We start from the raw sequence: 15,956 nt of genomic DNA, 5'->3' as shown, positions 1-15,956 counted from the left end.
ACCGCTTATTACCGCCGTATTTCGCGCCAGGGCCATACGCAGGCCTGGGCGCCAACGTTTCTGGGGTAGGGCCATCGCGCCATTGCGCATCTGGCTGGCTTACGGATGCCAGCAGCAGCTTTGCCGGGCGAATGCCGTGGCCTGCCGGCTTAAGGGCTGAAGTAGTGAATAAAAGCAGGTAAAAGCTGCACCAGAAAAATGGCACTTACCACCCATAAAATAATGCTTTGTTTCGCTTCGCTGACGTCTGTCCGTGTGGCATAGCTGGCCTTGATGACCGCCACGTCTGTCCGGACGATGTACATATCTTCTTCCAGTTTTTTGATTCGGTTAAGCATCCTTTCTTCTCCGCTGATCTGGCCGTCATGAGGCTGGTTTAACGCCGGGAACGGCAAGCTGACTGTTTTCTTTACTTGCCTTCGCATAAGTTACGCTCCCTTGCCATACTGCTTTTGGCATCCGTTGTAACGGTCTGTCCTGACTTTTCTCTGACTTCGTTTTGTATCCTAAGCCTGTTGCCGAAAGGCTGTCACCGACAACTTCTTTCAGATCTGACGTTTATTCCAAAAAATAAAATCTCTTACAGCCGACTTGCAGAAGAATGCATAACCCTTCGCAAAACGGGAGCAAAAAATCGTTATAGCGGCGTCAGATAGCGCTTACCAGAAGGGCAGAACAGGACATTTATGCAGCATGTTGGCAAAGCGTTTAGCGGCGTCGGGCAAAAATAGGGACTTCATCAAATCATTAAGGCAGGCTTTTAATGGAAACGTTGATTGGCTCAGCTCTGATTTTTTTTACCCTGCTTCTGGTTACGTACGGTAGCCGGAAACGGGTCGCAAAAAACACCACGGTAAAATCCCCCGCAAAGAATTGATAAACAAGATTTGACTGTTTCTGAGTGTGAAAGGCGTAAGGCTTGACAAGGGGGTGGTACGACTACGCTATCCGGATTATGTCTACCGGGGTAAATGCCTCTTGAGTTTAGTCTTAATGTCGGCAAAAGGCCTTAAAGGCCGTGAATATATCAAGGATCCGCAGGATCCGGGCTGCTATGACGGCAGCCCGCTTCAGAGCCGCTGTCGAGCGACTGACACCGTTACGGCACGCTACCAGGGTGACAGGACGTTAATGGATAAAAATGCTGTGACAGCGCTGTGATGGCGTTTTAGCAGGCGTATCCATATCAGAAGCGGCTTTAAGAACTTCACCAACGTCAACGAAGCAGTTTGACGGAATAAATAATCGCATTTATTGATGTGGAACGGGTGTTAGATTCGACAGAGACGGCAGGGAGTGTTAGGCTGGAGCTTCAATTTCGTAAAACTAAGGCTACTTATTCCTCCTATCAAATTCAGATGTCCGACATGCCACGGATGTCAGTACCGCTTCTCGCTCCACAGTATCACGCCTAAAAATCCTCACGGCGCTAACTGCATCTTCTGCAAAGCCACCATGACGGTTAGCTACAAAGCTTTCGCCAGCTAGTCTATCGCCCCAAAAAAGTTTTTTTCCGGCCTGTCACGCTGCTAACGCCGATCGGGCCTGATTTTCCGTCGGCCTGCGCGCATTTTACTGCGCAGACCTGCACTGTTGCGCCCTGCGACAGTACGGGGGAACGGTGGGAAGGGGAGAACGACCTTTAAAACCGTACCAGCCGCTATGAAAAAAACTTGCCTGCCCGGTAAAAGAAATAATACTGTATATAAAACCAGTATAAATTACAGGAGCAGGCCATTGTGTCACTTGTGTACCGCCTTCAGCACCCTCAAACTGCAGCCCGCCAACGTTCGCGTTATCCGCCGGGCAAGCTGTTCTTCCTGCGCCAACACCTTCTGCATCTCGGCACGTCTGGCCTTATAACGGCTCTTGCTGGTGCCGGCAGGACGGGACTTTTTCCAGATGATAATGGTCATAAACAACCCTCCGGTTACGGGCAAATTAGTCGATTTCCCAGCGACTTAAACAAGGCGATGAGGAATGTTAAGTGGGGGGAATTTGTCCACCTTAAAAAACAATAGCCATAGTTATTATTAATATCAATAGGTATTGCAAGTATAACTTTTGTTATTGGCTTAAGTTGTTGTTTTTGTTTGCTTAATTATTTTCTTAACGCTTTTTTTACGTATTATTCTGGCGATGTTATTAAAAGCTTTACTAATCTATTCAGTTGAATCAATGCGCCAAAGCCTCTGCGCAGATTAACTGTTACAGAGGATGGGTTTTCGCGAGGATAAGCTGATGATATCTGTGCTGCACAGAGTGTCTGGGGGGCGTTACAAAGAAACCATTCTGCCAGGGCAGGATGTCAGTAACTATCGCCTTAAATCACGGATTAGAAAGATCGCTACGCCAATCAGTTCTGACTCATCGGAGAGTTCTACGGCGGGCAATCGGGGATCGTCCACGGTTAAAAAACCATTGGAGGGGCCTTCCAGATAGCGATAAACCGAGATGCGTGAACTCACCCTGGCCATGACCAAATCTCCAGATTCGGGTGGTACGTCGGTATCGACAATAACGATGCTGCCGGTAGTGGCTTCCGCGCAGCCACTGTTCCTGTCAAGAATGTAGGCGCGCCAGGTCTTCTTCGCCTTTACTCCATTGGGCGAAGAGACTATTTCCCCTGTTTTCCCTTCCGGTCCCCAGACCGGAATCGTCGATCCACTTTTTACTTTATCAATAGCGCTCAGCCCAGCGTTGCCGCGCATCTCTCCTTCGCCGCTGGCCAGCCATTGCACATTAACATCCAGCGCTCTGGCAATATCGACCAGTTTGCGCGACCCTTCGGCCTCTCCCTTGGTCAGACGCCAGATCGTAGGTTGTGATACGCCCGATGCTTTAGCTAAAGCACCCTGGGTGATCCCCATCATGGTCATAGCCATGTTCAGTCGGTAGGCGAGTGTATTCGGTTTCATATACCAGAATTTATAGCGACGCGTATTTTTCGTCAAACACGCTTTGCTATTGGCAGGTTTAATAACCTATGCTATTAATTAAGGTGTGTTGATACTTAAGCGGATAAAAGTTCTTCCTTCAGGCTATCAGTTTCAGCACGCCCGCTCTTTGACAATCAGGCCGTCCAGCCTAACCGCTGGCAACCCATTTGACCCAGGGAAAACAAGCGAAGCGGCAGCGCCGCACGCAAAAAAACAGTACCGTTTTGAAATTAGCAGGTGTTAAGAGAAAGTGTGGGAAACTTCATTTTTTCTTCTGCTTTACTCACTCTGAGGGGGTCAAGATGCGAGACATGAAACGCTTGCTGGAAAAATGGGGAGGCTGGGCGGCGACGGAACAGAGCGGCGTCAGCTATTCACACATCGCCGCCGGATTCCGCGGATTGATTACCGCCGCGCCTTCCGATCGTCCTACCTGTAGTGATAACGACGGCATGATCCTTGATAGCTGCATCAGCAGACTGAAAATTAATCATCCTGACGAACATGCGCTGCTGGTGGCGCACTATCACTATCGGATCTCACTGCGCTCTATTGCGCGCCGTCGTCGCTGTGCGGACGGCACCATTCGTAAACAGCTGCAAACCGCCGAGGGCTTTGTTGAAGGCGTGCTGAGCGCGCTGGAGGTAGAGCTGGAGTGCGAAAAATAATTTTCGCCTCGTTACGGGCCTAAATATTTTATTTCCTTTAAAAAATTCCTTTAACTTTAAATATCTTTTCCTATAGCTTGAAAATTTTTTTAAGAAAAATTGGTTGCGTACGCAATTTCGGTTCTAGTGTGTTAGAAAGGCAATTTAAACCGCCTGCATAAATATAAAATTCATTTTCACCGGGGAAAGGTCCTTATCCATTCCGCTACGGCGGCTTATTCGATGAAGGGGTGAAAAATGAGTAAGATAATTCAAATTTTGGCCTATGAAGAAGGCTATAAAGAGAAGCCATATATCGATACTGAAGGCTACCCAACGGTGGGGTGCGGTATTCTCATTGGCCCCAAAGAGGCGCCGCTGAAATATTATTCATTCACCGTTCCGCGTGAGGTCGGCGATGTATGGATGCAAAAAATAATTAACGACAAAATAAAGGAAATGAATAACAGACCGGTATTAGTAGCCGCGCTCAAAGAGTGCAACGAAGCTCGCGCTGATGTGCTTTACAGTATGGCTTATCAGCTTGGCATCGACGGGCTGGCCGCGTTTAAAAATACGCTGGTCATGATTTCCAATAAAAACTTTTCAGGCGCGGCGGAAGGAATGCTGAGCAGCCTCTGGGCAAAACAGACGCCTGCCCGAGCGAAGCGTCATGCAGAGGCTATGCGCAGCGGAACTTATGATGCGTGGCAGGGGGCGTTATGAAATTTATCCTCTTTATTCTTATTGTGATGGCGATCGGGTTTATCGTCTGGTGGAGCAGTAAACACGGCAACATCCAGCTGGTAGCCCACGCTAAGCTCCTGTTCAAAACCTGGTCTGTCTGGCTGGCCTCCGCCGGCTCGGCCATCGGCGCCTGGGTGCAGTCCTTCCCGGATTCCGCTTCCAGCGCGTGGAACGGCCTGCCTGAGGATGTAAAAACGGTTATTCCGCAGCATTTTCTGGGCTTCCTGGCCTCTTTTATGGTCGCGATGGCGGTAATCGCCCAGTTTATCCGACAGAAAAAATTAGCGGCGGAAAAAGGGCAGCTGGCCGCCGGGCCAACGGCGGAAATAAGGCCAATTCGGGTGCCGGTCGCTAACCCGCTAACCGCGGTTACGGCGCCGGCTATGGCTTCCGGCTCGGTGATGCCAGAGATATTAGCAATGCCAATGGCAGCAGCATCGGGGATGGGATCCTCCTCGGCCATGATGTCGGTCGTGACGTCAGAGCAAACCCCCGTGCCCGGCAGGCCGGTTACGCCGCAGCCTGACGCAACGACGCCGTCTGACGCAGCACCTGCGGAATCTGATTCAACGCCCGCCGCGCCGATATCAACGCCCGTGGCGCCTGAGGTTTCAGTCGTGACATCGGAGCAAACCCCGGTGCCCGGCAGGCCGGTTACGCCGGAAACGACGCAGCCTGACGCAACGACGCAGCCTGACGCAACGACGCAGCCTGACGCAGCGCCTGCGGACTCTGATTCAGCGCCCGCCGCGCCGATATCAACGCCCGTGGCACCTGAGGTTTCAGTCGTGACATCGGAGCAAACTCCGGTGCCCGGCAGACCGGTCACGTCGGAAACGACAACGACGCCTGACGCAGCGCCTGCGGAATCTGATTCAACGCCCGCAGCGCCGGTATCAACGCCCGTGGCGCCTGAGGTTTCAGTCGTGACGTCGGAGCAAACCCCGGTGCCCGGCAGGCCGGTTACGCCGGAAACGACGCAGCCTGACGCAACGACGCCGCCTGACGCAGCGCCTGCGGACTCTGATTCAGCGCCCGCCGCGCCGATATCAACGCCCGTGGCACCTGAGGTTTCAGTCGTGACATCGGAGCAAACTCCGGTGCCCGGCAGACCGGTTACGCCGGAAACGACAACGACGCCTGACGCAGCACCTGCGGAATCTGACGCAACGACGCCGCCTGACGCAGCACCTGCGGAATCTGACTCAACGCCCGCAGCGCCGGTATCAACGCCCGTGGCGCCTGAGGTGTCGGTCGTGACGTCAGAGCAAACCGCGGTACCCGGCAGGCCGACCATGTCAGAAACGACAACGCCGCCCGATCCGACACCTGCGGAATCTGACTCAACGCCTGCGGCACCAGTATCAACGCCCGTGGCGCCTGAGGTGTCAGTCGTGACGTCGGAGCAAACCGCGGTACCCGGCAGGCCGGTCACGCCGGAAACGACGGCACCTGACGCAACGACGCCATCTGACCCGGCACCTGCGGACTCTGACGCAACCCCCGTAGCACCGGTATCAATGCCCGTAGCGCCTGAAGTTTCGGTAGTAACGTCGGATCAAACTGCCGTAGCCGGCAGGCCAGGCGGTTCGCATACGGCGGCAGCACCTGCTTCAGCCCCTGTGGCACCGGAAACGCAGCCTAAACCGGGAGAGAAATCATGACAAGTTTCCTCGCCTTATTTAACGGGAGCTGGCATGTCCTTGCCGGGATCGGCGTAGTAATCGCGGCAGTCGTGGCCAGCTGGTTCGGCGGTAAAAAAACCGGCAAGGTGCAGGAGAAAGCGAAAGCGGACGTTCAGGCCGCAAAGGTTGAAAGCGCGCAAATTTCCGCCGTTGCTGAAAAGCAGGCAAAAAATAGCGAGGAAGCCAAAAATGTTCAGGCCGCTAATAATGCTCTTAATGACGACGACGCTCGTCGCAAGCTGCGCGAGTCGCAATACAACGACAAACAGCCCTAGGCTAATTGTGGATTCATCCTGTACGTTTTTCTCACCTGTTAAAACATACGGGGAAGACTGGAAACTCATGGACATCAGGACAGTGAAGGAAATAAATGTGCACAATGATATGTGGAATAAACTCTGCACAAATAAAAAGGACACTAATCGCCCTCCAGGGGAAGGAGCAGGCGGGAAATAATAAAGGCTAAATCTGTTTAACTATTCTTTTATTCACTACAGGCAATTTGCACCTGCTTATTGTCGCGGAGGTTATTATGATTGAAGTTAACTCTTTTGCTGAACTGAAAACAACTGCGCCATCCAAAACCGGCGAGCTGGCTATCCTGCGTCGTTATTATAATAACGACAACTACTATCGCGGCGGCGGTAATTTCGTGGGCTACGTTACCACTTCTTTGCCGGCAGATAATGGCGGTACCATTGCGGTCGGAAACGGCTTCTACTGGCGCCGCGTGGTGGACGATCCGGATGAGGTAAACCTGTTCCATTTCGGCGCACGCGGTGATGGCGCTAACGACGATACTACGCCGGTTAAAAACATGCTGAACTGGGCACAGACGTATAACACCAGTATGCGTGATATCGCCGTGCGCTTCCCGGCGGGTAAATTTCTGGTTAAGCCCATTGATATTTCAGCAAGTGAGACGGCGTTCTTCTATCTCTACGGGGATCATAACCCGCACGGCGCCATCCCCCGTACCACGATTATCTCCGATAAGTCGTCAGCGCCGGTATTCAAGGTTAAATCGCGGCGTGTCACCATTGAAGGTATCTGCTGGGATGGTCAGACGGCGGCGGATGTTAAAACCAATACGGGGGCGATTACGGCGGCGATGTGTTCCAACACGCAGCCGTTCTTTGAAAATACCATCGTGGCGGGCGAATCCGTACTGATTGACGGTTTCCGCGCGCAGTACTGCGGCGGTACGGTTATCAAGCTGCTGGATACGTTGGATACCAAGTTTAACCAGGTTTATACCACCACCACCTACGGCCGGATTTTTGACGTCAACTATTCCGGCACGGCGGCGGGTTCGTGGGATCACTCAACGGCAATTGAGCTGACGAATGCGAACTTCCAGTACGGCTATGGCGAAGCGACGCTGTGGATGCCGCGCGTGACCCAGGGGTTGATCAACAACGTCTGGATCGAACATACCCGCTTCCCCGGCAACTTAAGTGACGGGCAGTGGATTGTCGATGCGCTGAGCGTGGAGGATTGCGCCAACAAGCTGAATATGACCAACAGCCGCGTGCAGATGCGTCAGCTTAACCTGCAAAGCGGCAGCGCGCTGGACCTGACCTTTGATGATAAAAGCCGCTGGCTGTCCGCCTTTGAGTACGGCTGGCGCCGCGATGAAAACTACGGTATCTCGCTCAACGGTTCGATTCGTCCCGGCTGGTACTCCGGCTATCGGGTGACGAACAATACCAGCACCGATAAGTGGTTCAATCTGGGATTAATTAACTTCCCGAAAGATAACCTGCAATGGGTTTTTGAGATTATCGGCAAGCTAAGTACGGAAGCGTTGGATAAAACGCTGGGCAATCCGATCACCTCAACCAACTCCTGTATGACCTGGCTGAATATTTCGCGCTGCTGGAACGGTATTTATGGCGATATGCAGCACAAAGGCTTGCCGTCCGTGCTGGAGGCCAAAATCAACCGTGTTGGGATGACCGTTGCGGAAGTCTTTATCAAGGTGAAAGCCAACAGCGGCGATACCTCGTTCAGCCTGCGGGCGACGGGCCCAAGCCGCTTTGATTCCGGCGAGTGCTGTTACTACCGACCCAGTCTGGCAGAAGCCGATGCCAGCGTCGTAGGGACAACGGTGGTTAACGCCAGGATGAGCCTGCACAACGGACTGGCAGGGATTGGCGCCAATGAAAAAGGCGTGCTGACGATAGCTACCGCTACCGCTACAGCACCTTCGACCACGACAGTAGCAGGCTATGTCACGGTCAATATTAACGGTACAGACCGTAAAATTGCTTACTATTAGCCGTTAAGGCTTTGGCCGCCAGTGATGGCGGCCTTTTTTTTTACAGCACAACTTCCGGACAGACCCGATTGCGGCCGCTGCTTTTGGCCAGATAGAGCTGTTTATCCGCGCTCTTAATCGCTTCATCCAGCGTTTTAGCATCAACCCGCTCCAGCGAGCTGATACCGATGCTGATCGTCACGCTTAAATCGTCGTCGTTAAGAATAATCGTATGCTGCTCAATGCTCTGCCGCAGCCGGTTGGCGAGCAGAAAAGCGCGAGGCAGCGAAATATCCTCAATTAAAATTAAAAACTCCTCACCCCCCATCCGACTGATAATCGCCGTTTGCTGTAGCGTCTGACGAATACGCTCGACGGTTTGCGCCAGCACATAATCTCCCGCCGCATGTCCAAAAGTGTCGTTGATATTTTTAAAGCGATCGATATCCACCACAAAAGCCGCGCCGTTAAAGTTATGATCCCTGCGCGCCATCAAAGCGTCGAGCCTGGCGGCCAGACCGCTGCGGGTCAGCGCGCCGGTAAGCAGATCGTAATCGGCCCGTCGGGTAATGCGCGCCACCAGCTTTTTATTGGCGGTAGCGCTAAGGGCGACGATCAGCGGACTGACCGTCATCGCCGCTACGCCCAGCCGCGCCGAAGCAAGACTATCGATCAGAAAGAAATCGTCTCTGCCCTGAATCGTTAATACGTTGCTGGCGACCAGGATAATTTCAGTGATGCCCGTGATAAGCGTCAGCAGACAGGTGATAAAAAGCGGATAGCTGACCGCGCACCACATCAGCGCCGGGAGGGGGAAAATCAGGCTGCCGCCGCCGCCCACGCTAATGCCGGCGGCGATGGATACGCCCAGCGAAATCAGCGGCAGCGGCGAAACCTGACGGCACTCCCTCAGCAGCTCGTTGATTTCATCGCTGCGGGGCAAGGTAATCATGACCGGCAACAGCAGAATAGAAGTGGATACCTGCTCGCAAAACCAGGAAATCCAGCCCTGCACCAAATCGTCATGAAAATAGTGCTGGCTGGCGACCGAGCCGATAACCGCGCATACCGCTGCGCCCACGACAGAAGCCGGAAAAACGCGGTTCAGCGCCTGCAGGCGGCGTGACGTAGTGCTGCCGGTTAGCAGGACGCCAAGGCCGGTGACGATAAAAGAGAGGTTGGCCGCGTCCATGCCCATTGAGGCAGCGACATGCGTGCCAAAAGCGATATCCGCAGTCACCAGCCCAACGTAAATAGCCGGAAAAGTCAGGGCCGAGCTAAGCTGGGGAAAACGGACCAGCAGACCCAGCAGCATCGCGTTGCAGGGCCAGAAAAGAGAAAGCGCGGCGTTAGTGCGGCAGTAAAGCCCCAGCATTGCCATACAAAGAGTGATAAAAAATAGCAGAATAACCAGGTTGATTTTATATTTACTTAATGGCATTTCGGTGGCTCAAATTTTATTTAAGGCAATGCCGCAAACGTGGCCTGCGCTTATACTTCCAGCTATCACAGTTGGTTTTCTGACTTTAGTATTCTTAATAATTTCTTATGATTCAAACAGGTAAAGCAGATAATGCCCCTGGTCGCGACAAGGCAATAAAGTCAGGCTTATTTATCCAGGCGGAAAAGCGCGTAAAGAATATCCTTATAATTTGCTGTTTTCAATCTCCTGAAAAATTAATCATCCTGTCGCGATCTATCACGAGATACAGGCGTTAAGGCTATATATACCGTAAAAAAGTGCGCTTTACGCATTATTATTCACTGCGCTTTTCTGTTTGAGAGCATTCTCACCGGGGTCGGTCCTGAAGTTGCGTTTATCCGGCGCAACAGAGGGATTACGCCGGAAAAAAGCAGGATAAACGGCTACAGCTCGTTTTTGATGCAGAATTCTTCCCAGCTCATGCCGAGCGCTTCGGCGTGCTGGCGCAGGTAGGCTTCGATAGCCTGAGCCGCTACGGCTTTATCCGGCTCGGCCAGCTGGATGGCGAACAACATGCCATCCAGCTTTTTTTCACGCGTAAACGCAGCATAGGCGCGATCGGTTTGCATACGCTGTAAGGCCGGTAACGACATGCCGAGCGTCTCTGCGTCCTGCTGGCTCAGCGCGGCGATACCGGCTTTGATTTCCGGGTGCGCTTCCAGAAAAAGCGCGGTGGCGGCGGCGTAATACTCTTCAATGGTTTTCATAGCGGGGTCCGGCAAAAAAATGATGCGCCAGTTTACACGTCCGGCGTCTTTTCAGCATCTGCTGTTGAAAAGCGCGTAGGGCAGGGCGAGACAGCTTGAATTGTACGGGTAAAAAATTATAACGTAGCGCCTGGCTGAAGAATCAGGAACTGAACATGAAAAAGTGGATTTTAGCGGCCGCTGCCGTCGCGATGACTGGCTGTGCGCAAATACCTAATTACCAGAGCGCGATTAAAACGCCGCCGCCTGCAAACCTGGTTGGTAACTGGCAGACGATGGGGCCGCAGAAGGGGCTGGTCAGCAAAGAGGCAAAAGCCAGCCTGATCGTTACCGCCGAAGGCGATACGCTGGACTGTCGCCAGTGGCAGCGCGTTATCGCCAAGCCGGGCAAGATTACCCTGTTCTCCGGCGACTGGGTGAATGTAAATAATGAAGTGCGCGTCATGCCGCTGGTGCTGGAAGGACAGGCGCTGCACTACGACAAGCTGGTGATGCAGAAGGTGCAGCAGCCAACCGCCGAGTGTCAGGAAGCGTTAAAACAGGCTACAGAGCAGGCGCAGGCGCAAAAAGTCGCCAAAGCACATAGCAACGGCCGGTCGCATCATAAAGTGATGATGAAAAACGGGAAATCCTGATCCTGAACAAGCCGCGCGCGGCCCGCCGCGCGCGCATTTTTTTAAATATCCAGCACCCAAACGCTGACGCTGCCCGCATTGCAGAAGAAGGTCGCGTTGCCTTCTTCGTCCGAGGTCACCTGCTCTTCACGATGGCCCAGGTAGTCGTGCCATGTTTTACCGGCAAAATCCATGCCCAGCGGCAGCGTTTTCTCGCCCTGTTCGCCGTTTGACATAATCACCACGCAGCCCGCGTGTTCATCCGTGCCGCTGCGCGCGAAAGCCACACAGTTCGGATGATCGAACCATTCGGTCTGGATGCCGTGCGCATGTTCCTGGCGCGCACGCAGCAATGCAGGCAGCTCCGGGATTGCCGGCATATCAATCTGATACTCTTCGCCATCGCCGCCCGTGTCTTTGTAGCTGGTACCAAACAGGTCGGGATAGAAGACGCAGGGTACGCCCTGTTCGCGCAGCAGGATCAGCGCATAGGCCAGCGGTTTAAACCAGGGCTCTACCGGCGCCTCCAGCGACTGGAGCGGCTGGGTATCATGGTTAGCGACAATAGTTACAGCATGCCAGTGATCGTGTTCGACCAGCGTCCCGCTGAAAATCTGGCTGAGGTCGAAGTTGGCGCCCTCGCGGGAGGCATTGTGGAATCTCATCTGGAGCGGCGCGTCGAACAGCATGGTTTTGCCTTCGACCTGATGAATATAGTTTTGCAGCTTCTCGACCTCGTGCGACCAGTATTCCGCCACGATAAACATCGGCTGCTCTGCCACTTCCTGAATATGATCGATCCACTGCTTATAGAACCAGGCGGGAATGTGCTTGACGGCATCCAGACGAAAGCCGGTGCAGGGCAGCTGCTGCATCATCCAGCGCGCCCAGAACTTCAGTTCTTCGGTAACCGCGCGATTGCGGAAATCGATATTGGCGCCCATAAGATAATCAAAATTGCCCAGCTCGTCGTCAACCTGTTCGTTCCAGCCGTCGCCGGTATAGGCATTGATAATCTTAAAGACGCCGTACTCCTCCGGGTTATCAATGCAGTCCACGCCGTTAAAGCATTTATAATCCCAGGTAAATTTTGAATACTGGCCGCCACGGCCCGGAAACGTAAAACGGGTCCATGCTTCCGCCTCAATCACCTCGTCATCGATCTCTTCCCGGTTTTCAGGGTTAACGCGATTGACCTGCACCTTCTCTTTTTCGTCCGCGCCCATTTTATGGTTGAAGACCACGTCCATAATGACGCCGACCTCATGCTCTCTCAGCGCGTTTGCCGCCGCGATCAGCTGCTCTTTATCGCCATATTTGGTGGCGCGGCTGCCTTTCTGTTCAAATTCCCCAAGGTCAAAAAGATCGTAAGTGGCGTAGCCTACGCCTGTTGCGCCTTCGGAGCTTTTATAGGCTGGTGGCAGCCAGACATCGGTGATCCCCGCCTGCGCCAGCCATTCGGCGCGTTCAGCCACTTCTGGCCACAGCCTGCTTCCTTCGGGGTAATACCAGTGAAAGAACTGTAATAATGTGGGGTTACGCATGCCATTGCTCCAATAGTCATCAGCGGGAAACTGAAGTATGGAAGAGGCGGCGGGAAAAGCGCGGTAAGCGCAGAAATATTTTCCGCTGCGCTTACTGGCTTCATTCGGGACGATTGCCCGAGTGGAATTAAACGCCCTGGGCGTTTTGCGGGAACAGGATCACGCCCGCCATGCCGCCATAGGCTTTATTGACGGTTTTCTGACGGCTGGTCTGGCTAATCAGCTGCGCCAGCTCTGCCTTGCGCGCCTGCAGCAGGTTTTTCACTTCCGCTTCGTTGGCAAGGATATGGCGCAGTACAGGACGTAACTGGTCCTGAGTCTGAGCCGAGACGGGTGTTTGCTGCGTACACTCCGCCAGTTTTCCCACCGCACTGACATAATCGACTTCCATTTCGATCAATTTATCCCACTCGCCTTCTGTTGCCAGACGCAACATTGACTGGCTGAGCACTAAAAGCTGTTGGTAAATCGAGAGCAGATGCGGTGCAATATTCATTAAACGGCGTCCTGAAGAACAGTATTAACAGTAACTTCTTTCCAGGCATCGGCAATGTTGCGCAGCAGATCTTCTACTTCCTGAACGGCAGCGACATCATTCTGCAAATTACCCTGGAGAAGGCGTCTTATCATGTAGTCATAGAGTGCGAGCAGATTGGCAGCCAGCTCGTCGCCGCTTTCATCCACCAGGCCCACTTTCAACCCATTTTCAATAATGTTGATGGCTTTGGAGATGGCGTTGCCTTTGCCTTCAATCTGGCCATCCAGCATAAACAACCGTGCGCGAACCAGGGCGCTAAGCGCCCCGTCGAACAACAGCGTGGTCAGCTGCTGCTGGCTGGCGCCCAGCACGCTGCTTTCCAAACCTACTTTGCGGTAGAGCTGTGCTCCTGAATCTTTATACATATCGTCCCCGGCTTAATTAGCTGGATGAAGTTGAAGAAAACTGCGACGTCAGGTAGGTCGACGTGTTGGTCAGGGAGTTTACGAGCGTACTCAGGTTCGTAAACTGCGTCTTGTACCGGGCCATCGTCGCGTCAATCGAATCGCTCATTTGATCATAGCGATTGCTCAGCGTTTTCAGCGTGGTATTGATGCCATCCTCTGCGTTCTTGATGATGCCTTCTTTACCGACCGTGGTGCTCAGCATCGCGGTTAAGGTGCTGTTCAGCTTGGTCGCGAAACCGGTGGTGCTGCCGTCGCCGATAAAGAACTGGCTGACAGCCTGCGGGTTATTGGTCAGCGCGGCGGTCAGCTTGGTGTCGTCTACGGTCAGCGCGCCGGTAGAACCGTCGCTCTGCACGGTTGGATCGATAGTGATGCCCAGCTGCGCCAGAATCGAGTAGGAACCGCCCTGTACCGTGGTCAGGATCGAGTTCATGCTGTTTTCTACCGCACGAACCGTACTGTCGCCCAGCAGCGCGCCGTTGCTGCTTGCCTGCGTTTCGCCAGCTGAAACGGCGGTATACTTGGTAACCGAAGCAATAGTCGACTTCAGCGAGTTGTAGGCCGTCACAAAAGCATTGATGGTTTTTTTGCTGTCATCAATAGAGCGTGAAACCGTCAGCTTCTCGCCGGAGGCATCGGTGCTGGGAGCGTTCAGGTTCAGCGTAACGCCGGTTAACGCATCGGTAATATTGTTGCTGCTACGCTCAATCGCCACGCCGTTAATGTTGAGTTTGGCGTTTTGAGAGGCGGTCTGCACCGACATATTTTGCGTGCCGGTCGCGCTGGCGCTATAGCCAATCGCGCTTTGCAGCGTATCGTCGCCGGTCACGCTGACGGTCATATCACTGTCGGTGCCGGTAGTCTTCGAGCTGAGCATCAGACGGTAATCGCCGCTGCTGGCTTTAATAATGCTGGCGCTGACGTTGCCGGCGCTTTTGTTAATGGCGTCGGCAATGCCGGACAGCGACGTCTGGCTGTCGGTCAGCGTAATCGTCAGCGGCGTAGTGCTGCCGCCCTGGGCGATGGTCAGCGTACGGCTGTTGCCGCTGGTGGTGCCGCCCAGCGCCGTGCTGTTGCTGCTAAACGAGCCGGACATCAGCGTCTGCGCTTTCGCTATTTGATCAACGTCAACGCTGTAATCGCCGGTTGAGGCCGTTGCGTCGGTAGTAGCGGTAAAGGAAGTATTGGTGCTGGTTACGGCCGTCGCGCTGAAAGCAGACGTCTTGGTCAGCGCCGCCGCCGCCGTTTGCAGCGCGGCCATAGAACTCTGCAGCTTGCTATAAGAGCTGAGCTGGGAATTATAGGTCGTCTGTTGTTTAGTAATCGCGGTCAGTTTTGTCTTCTCAGCGGTTTCTAAACTGGTGTAAAGGGTATCCAGATCAAGGCTGGTACCGACTCCGAGCGAGCTTACACTTGCCATGAGAGATCCTTAAGAATGAGATAGGTGCAAAACACATATCGGCCGCAGAGATAAAAAGTTTACGCCGCAGAAAAAAATTTAATGGGCAGAATAAGAGGGGTATCCGCAGGTAATTAGCCAGATCGTTTCTTCAGGCCGGGGTTACTATAATGAGAGTTGCAGAGTACGTATCGGCCGCGAAACGGCGGTTGGGAAGGGTAGAATAGTCACGATTTTTAATGTTGATTCAACGGGCTAATGGGTTTTTCACTTTTTTTCTAAAGTTCAGATTAACCCAACCGATAACTTCAGTAACGGTGGCAGACGCCGTGAGCGTTAAAAGCTCAGCCTAACAAACTAACTGATTTTGAAGGAAACTATTATGTCCGTTATTAACACTAACATCATGTCGCTGACTACTCAGAACAACCTGAACAAATCACAGGCTTCTCTGAGCACCGCTATCGAGCGTCTTTCTTCCGGTCTGCGTATCAACAGCGCAAAAGACGACGCCGCGGGTGAAGCTATTGCTAACCGCATGAACTCTCAGATCAAAGGTCTGACTCAGGCGGCACGTAACGCCAACGACGGTATCTCTCTGACTCAGACGGCTGAAGGCTCTCTGAACGAGATGAACACCAACTTACAGCGTATCCGTGAACTGACTGTTCAGGCGAAAAACGGCACCAACAGCGCCGACGACATCGACTCAATCCAGAAAGAAGTTGACGCGCGTCTGTCTGAAATCAACCGTATCGGTAAAGCTTCTACCTTCAACGGCACGGCGATCTTTGATACGACCGGCAGCGTAAAAATCCAGGTTGGCGCCAACGACGCAACCGACGCTAACGTCATCAATATCGACCTGTCAGGCGCTGGCTTCCAGACTTCTGGCCTGGGCGCAACCTTCAGCGTGACCGGCGGCAACCTGTCTGACCTGGACGCGCGTATCAAGAGCGTCGATACCGCACGTAGCGGCCTGGGTG

Annotated in this window: 17 protein-coding genes; 8 read left to right on the top strand and 9 right to left on the bottom strand. The window is 53.3% G+C overall.

The window, feature by feature from the left end:
• Positions 1 to 149: 149 nt before the first annotated feature.
• Positions 150 to 338: a hypothetical protein gene (locus tag QZH36_RS12910; RefSeq protein WP_301730382.1), complete on the bottom strand. Its 189-nt coding sequence runs from the start codon at positions 336 to 338 to the stop codon at positions 150 to 152.
• 958 nt (positions 339 to 1,296) lie between these two features.
• Between QZH36_RS12910 and ymcF the strand changes: the two genes are divergently transcribed.
• Entirely contained in the window at positions 1,297 to 1,488 is a 192-nt protein-coding gene (gene ymcF, locus QZH36_RS21410; RefSeq protein WP_367317858.1) for a cold shock small protein YmcF, read from the top strand.
• A 254-nt stretch (positions 1,489 to 1,742) separates the two neighbouring features.
• Here ymcF and QZH36_RS12905 read toward each other — a convergent pair whose 3' ends face one another.
• Positions 1,743 to 1,916 (bottom strand): hypothetical protein, encoded by a 174-nt coding sequence (locus QZH36_RS12905; RefSeq protein WP_253460480.1) that lies wholly within the window; start codon positions 1,914 to 1,916, stop codon positions 1,743 to 1,745.
• A 399-nt stretch (positions 1,917 to 2,315) separates the two neighbouring features.
• Positions 2,316 to 2,954 carry a LexA family transcriptional regulator gene (locus QZH36_RS12900; protein ID WP_253460483.1) on the bottom strand — a complete coding sequence of 213 codons (639 nt, stop codon included), beginning with the start codon at positions 2,952 to 2,954 and terminating at the stop codon, positions 2,316 to 2,318.
• A 287-nt stretch (positions 2,955 to 3,241) separates the two neighbouring features.
• Here QZH36_RS12900 and QZH36_RS12895 point away from each other — a divergent pair, with 287 nt between their 5' ends.
• The 5 genes from QZH36_RS12895 (at position 3,242) to QZH36_RS12875 (ending at position 8,299) form a co-directional block, all read left to right on the top strand.
• Positions 3,242 to 3,607: an antiterminator Q family protein gene (locus tag QZH36_RS12895; protein ID WP_253460486.1), complete on the top strand. Its 366-nt coding sequence runs from the start codon at positions 3,242 to 3,244 to the stop codon at positions 3,605 to 3,607.
• A 237-nt stretch (positions 3,608 to 3,844) separates the two neighbouring features.
• Complete coding sequence (locus tag QZH36_RS12890; protein WP_125288002.1) at positions 3,845 to 4,312, top strand: glycoside hydrolase family protein; 468 nt, start codon at positions 3,845 to 3,847, stop codon at positions 4,310 to 4,312.
• Positions 4,309 to 5,997, top strand: a complete 1,689-nt coding sequence (locus QZH36_RS21405; protein ID WP_367652775.1) for a DUF7940 domain-containing protein — start codon at positions 4,309 to 4,311, stop codon at positions 5,995 to 5,997. Before QZH36_RS12890 ends, QZH36_RS21405 begins: the two co-directional genes overlap by 4 nt.
• Positions 5,994 to 6,293 carry a hypothetical protein gene (locus QZH36_RS12880; protein ID WP_253460489.1) on the top strand — a complete coding sequence of 100 codons (300 nt, stop codon included), beginning with the start codon at positions 5,994 to 5,996 and terminating at the stop codon, positions 6,291 to 6,293. Before QZH36_RS21405 ends, QZH36_RS12880 begins: the two co-directional genes overlap by 4 nt.
• A 257-nt stretch (positions 6,294 to 6,550) precedes the next feature.
• Positions 6,551 to 8,299 (top strand): putative phage tail protein, encoded by a 1,749-nt coding sequence (locus QZH36_RS12875; RefSeq protein ID WP_301730381.1) that lies wholly within the window; start codon positions 6,551 to 6,553, stop codon positions 8,297 to 8,299.
• Between the two features lie 40 nt (positions 8,300 to 8,339).
• Here the strand turns inward: QZH36_RS12875 and QZH36_RS12870 are convergent, their stop codons facing one another.
• Positions 8,340 to 9,719 (bottom strand): GGDEF domain-containing protein, encoded by a 1,380-nt coding sequence (locus QZH36_RS12870; protein WP_253460495.1) that lies wholly within the window; start codon positions 9,717 to 9,719, stop codon positions 8,340 to 8,342.
• 425 nt (positions 9,720 to 10,144) lie between these two features.
• Entirely contained in the window at positions 10,145 to 10,468 is a 324-nt protein-coding gene (locus tag QZH36_RS12865) for a DUF6388 family protein (protein WP_253460498.1), read from the bottom strand.
• A 155-nt stretch (positions 10,469 to 10,623) separates the two neighbouring features.
• On the opposite strand from QZH36_RS12865, the gene yedD reads away from it, so the two are divergent.
• Positions 10,624 to 11,103 (top strand): lipoprotein YedD, encoded by a 480-nt coding sequence (gene yedD, locus QZH36_RS12860; protein ID WP_253460501.1) that lies wholly within the window; start codon positions 10,624 to 10,626, stop codon positions 11,101 to 11,103.
• Between the two features lie 41 nt (positions 11,104 to 11,144).
• On the opposite strand, the gene amyA is transcribed toward yedD, so the two are convergent.
• The 4 genes from amyA to fliD all read right to left on the bottom strand — a co-directional run bounded on the left by amyA (position 11,145) and on the right by fliD (position 14,991).
• A complete protein-coding gene (amyA, locus tag QZH36_RS12855) occupies positions 11,145 to 12,626 on the bottom strand; it encodes an alpha-amylase (RefSeq protein WP_253460503.1) in 1,482 nt (493 codons plus the stop codon).
• 127 nt (positions 12,627 to 12,753) lie between these two features.
• The gene (gene fliT / locus QZH36_RS12850; protein WP_125287995.1) at positions 12,754 to 13,122 is read right to left on the bottom strand and encodes a flagella biosynthesis regulatory protein FliT; all 369 of its coding nucleotides are present in this window, start codon (positions 13,120 to 13,122) and stop codon (positions 12,754 to 12,756) included.
• Positions 13,122 to 13,529, bottom strand: coding sequence for a flagellar export chaperone FliS (gene fliS / locus QZH36_RS12845; RefSeq protein WP_125287994.1), 408 nt, complete (start codon positions 13,527 to 13,529; stop codon positions 13,122 to 13,124). Before fliS ends, fliT begins: the two co-directional genes overlap by 1 nt.
• 16 nt (positions 13,530 to 13,545) lie before the next feature.
• Entirely contained in the window at positions 13,546 to 14,991 is a 1,446-nt protein-coding gene (gene fliD, locus QZH36_RS12840; protein WP_301250974.1) for a flagellar filament capping protein FliD, read from the bottom strand.
• Between the two features lie 361 nt (positions 14,992 to 15,352).
• On the opposite strand from fliD, the gene QZH36_RS12835 reads away from it, so the two are divergent.
• Positions 15,353 to 15,956 (top strand): flagellin N-terminal helical domain-containing protein (locus QZH36_RS12835; RefSeq protein ID WP_301730380.1); only part of this gene is annotated, 604 nt, incomplete at its 3' end.

Origin of the sequence: Erwinia wuhanensis (assembly GCF_030484085.1) — a bacterium.
Taxonomy (GTDB): domain Bacteria; phylum Pseudomonadota; class Gammaproteobacteria; order Enterobacterales; family Enterobacteriaceae; genus Erwinia; species Erwinia aeris.
The sequence above is the reverse complement of the archived record's forward strand: the minus strand, read 5'-3'. Positions and strand labels throughout refer to the sequence as shown.

What these genes read in the sequence shown, in the direction of transcription:
- QZH36_RS12875 (WP_301730381.1), top strand. Translation starts at nt 6,551, where the DNA reads ATGATTGAAGTTAACTCTTTTGCTGAACTGAAAACAACTGCGCCATCC.
- QZH36_RS12870 (WP_253460495.1), bottom strand. Translation starts at nt 9,719, where the DNA reads ATGCCATTAAGTAAATATAAAATCAACCTGGTTATTCTGCTATTTTTT.
- QZH36_RS12910 (WP_301730382.1), bottom strand. Translation starts at nt 338, where the DNA reads ATGCTTAACCGAATCAAAAAACTGGAAGAAGATATGTACATCGTCCGG.
- QZH36_RS12865 (WP_253460498.1), bottom strand. Translation starts at nt 10,468, where the DNA reads ATGAAAACCATTGAAGAGTATTACGCCGCCGCCACCGCGCTTTTTCTG.
- fliD (WP_301250974.1), bottom strand. Translation starts at nt 14,991, where the DNA reads ATGGCAAGTGTAAGCTCGCTCGGAGTCGGTACCAGCCTTGATCTGGAT.
- fliS (WP_125287994.1), bottom strand. Translation starts at nt 13,529, where the DNA reads ATGTATAAAGATTCAGGAGCACAGCTCTACCGCAAAGTAGGTTTGGAA.
- fliT (WP_125287995.1), bottom strand. Translation starts at nt 13,122, where the DNA reads ATGAATATTGCACCGCATCTGCTCTCGATTTACCAACAGCTTTTAGTG.
- QZH36_RS12905 (WP_253460480.1), bottom strand. Translation starts at nt 1,916, where the DNA reads ATGACCATTATCATCTGGAAAAAGTCCCGTCCTGCCGGCACCAGCAAG.
- QZH36_RS12890 (WP_125288002.1), top strand. Translation starts at nt 3,845, where the DNA reads ATGAGTAAGATAATTCAAATTTTGGCCTATGAAGAAGGCTATAAAGAG.
- amyA (WP_253460503.1), bottom strand. Translation starts at nt 12,626, where the DNA reads ATGCGTAACCCCACATTATTACAGTTCTTTCACTGGTATTACCCCGAA.
- QZH36_RS12880 (WP_253460489.1), top strand. Translation starts at nt 5,994, where the DNA reads ATGACAAGTTTCCTCGCCTTATTTAACGGGAGCTGGCATGTCCTTGCC.
- QZH36_RS12895 (WP_253460486.1), top strand. Translation starts at nt 3,242, where the DNA reads ATGCGAGACATGAAACGCTTGCTGGAAAAATGGGGAGGCTGGGCGGCG.
- QZH36_RS21405 (WP_367652775.1), top strand. Translation starts at nt 4,309, where the DNA reads ATGAAATTTATCCTCTTTATTCTTATTGTGATGGCGATCGGGTTTATC.
- yedD (WP_253460501.1), top strand. Translation starts at nt 10,624, where the DNA reads ATGAAAAAGTGGATTTTAGCGGCCGCTGCCGTCGCGATGACTGGCTGT.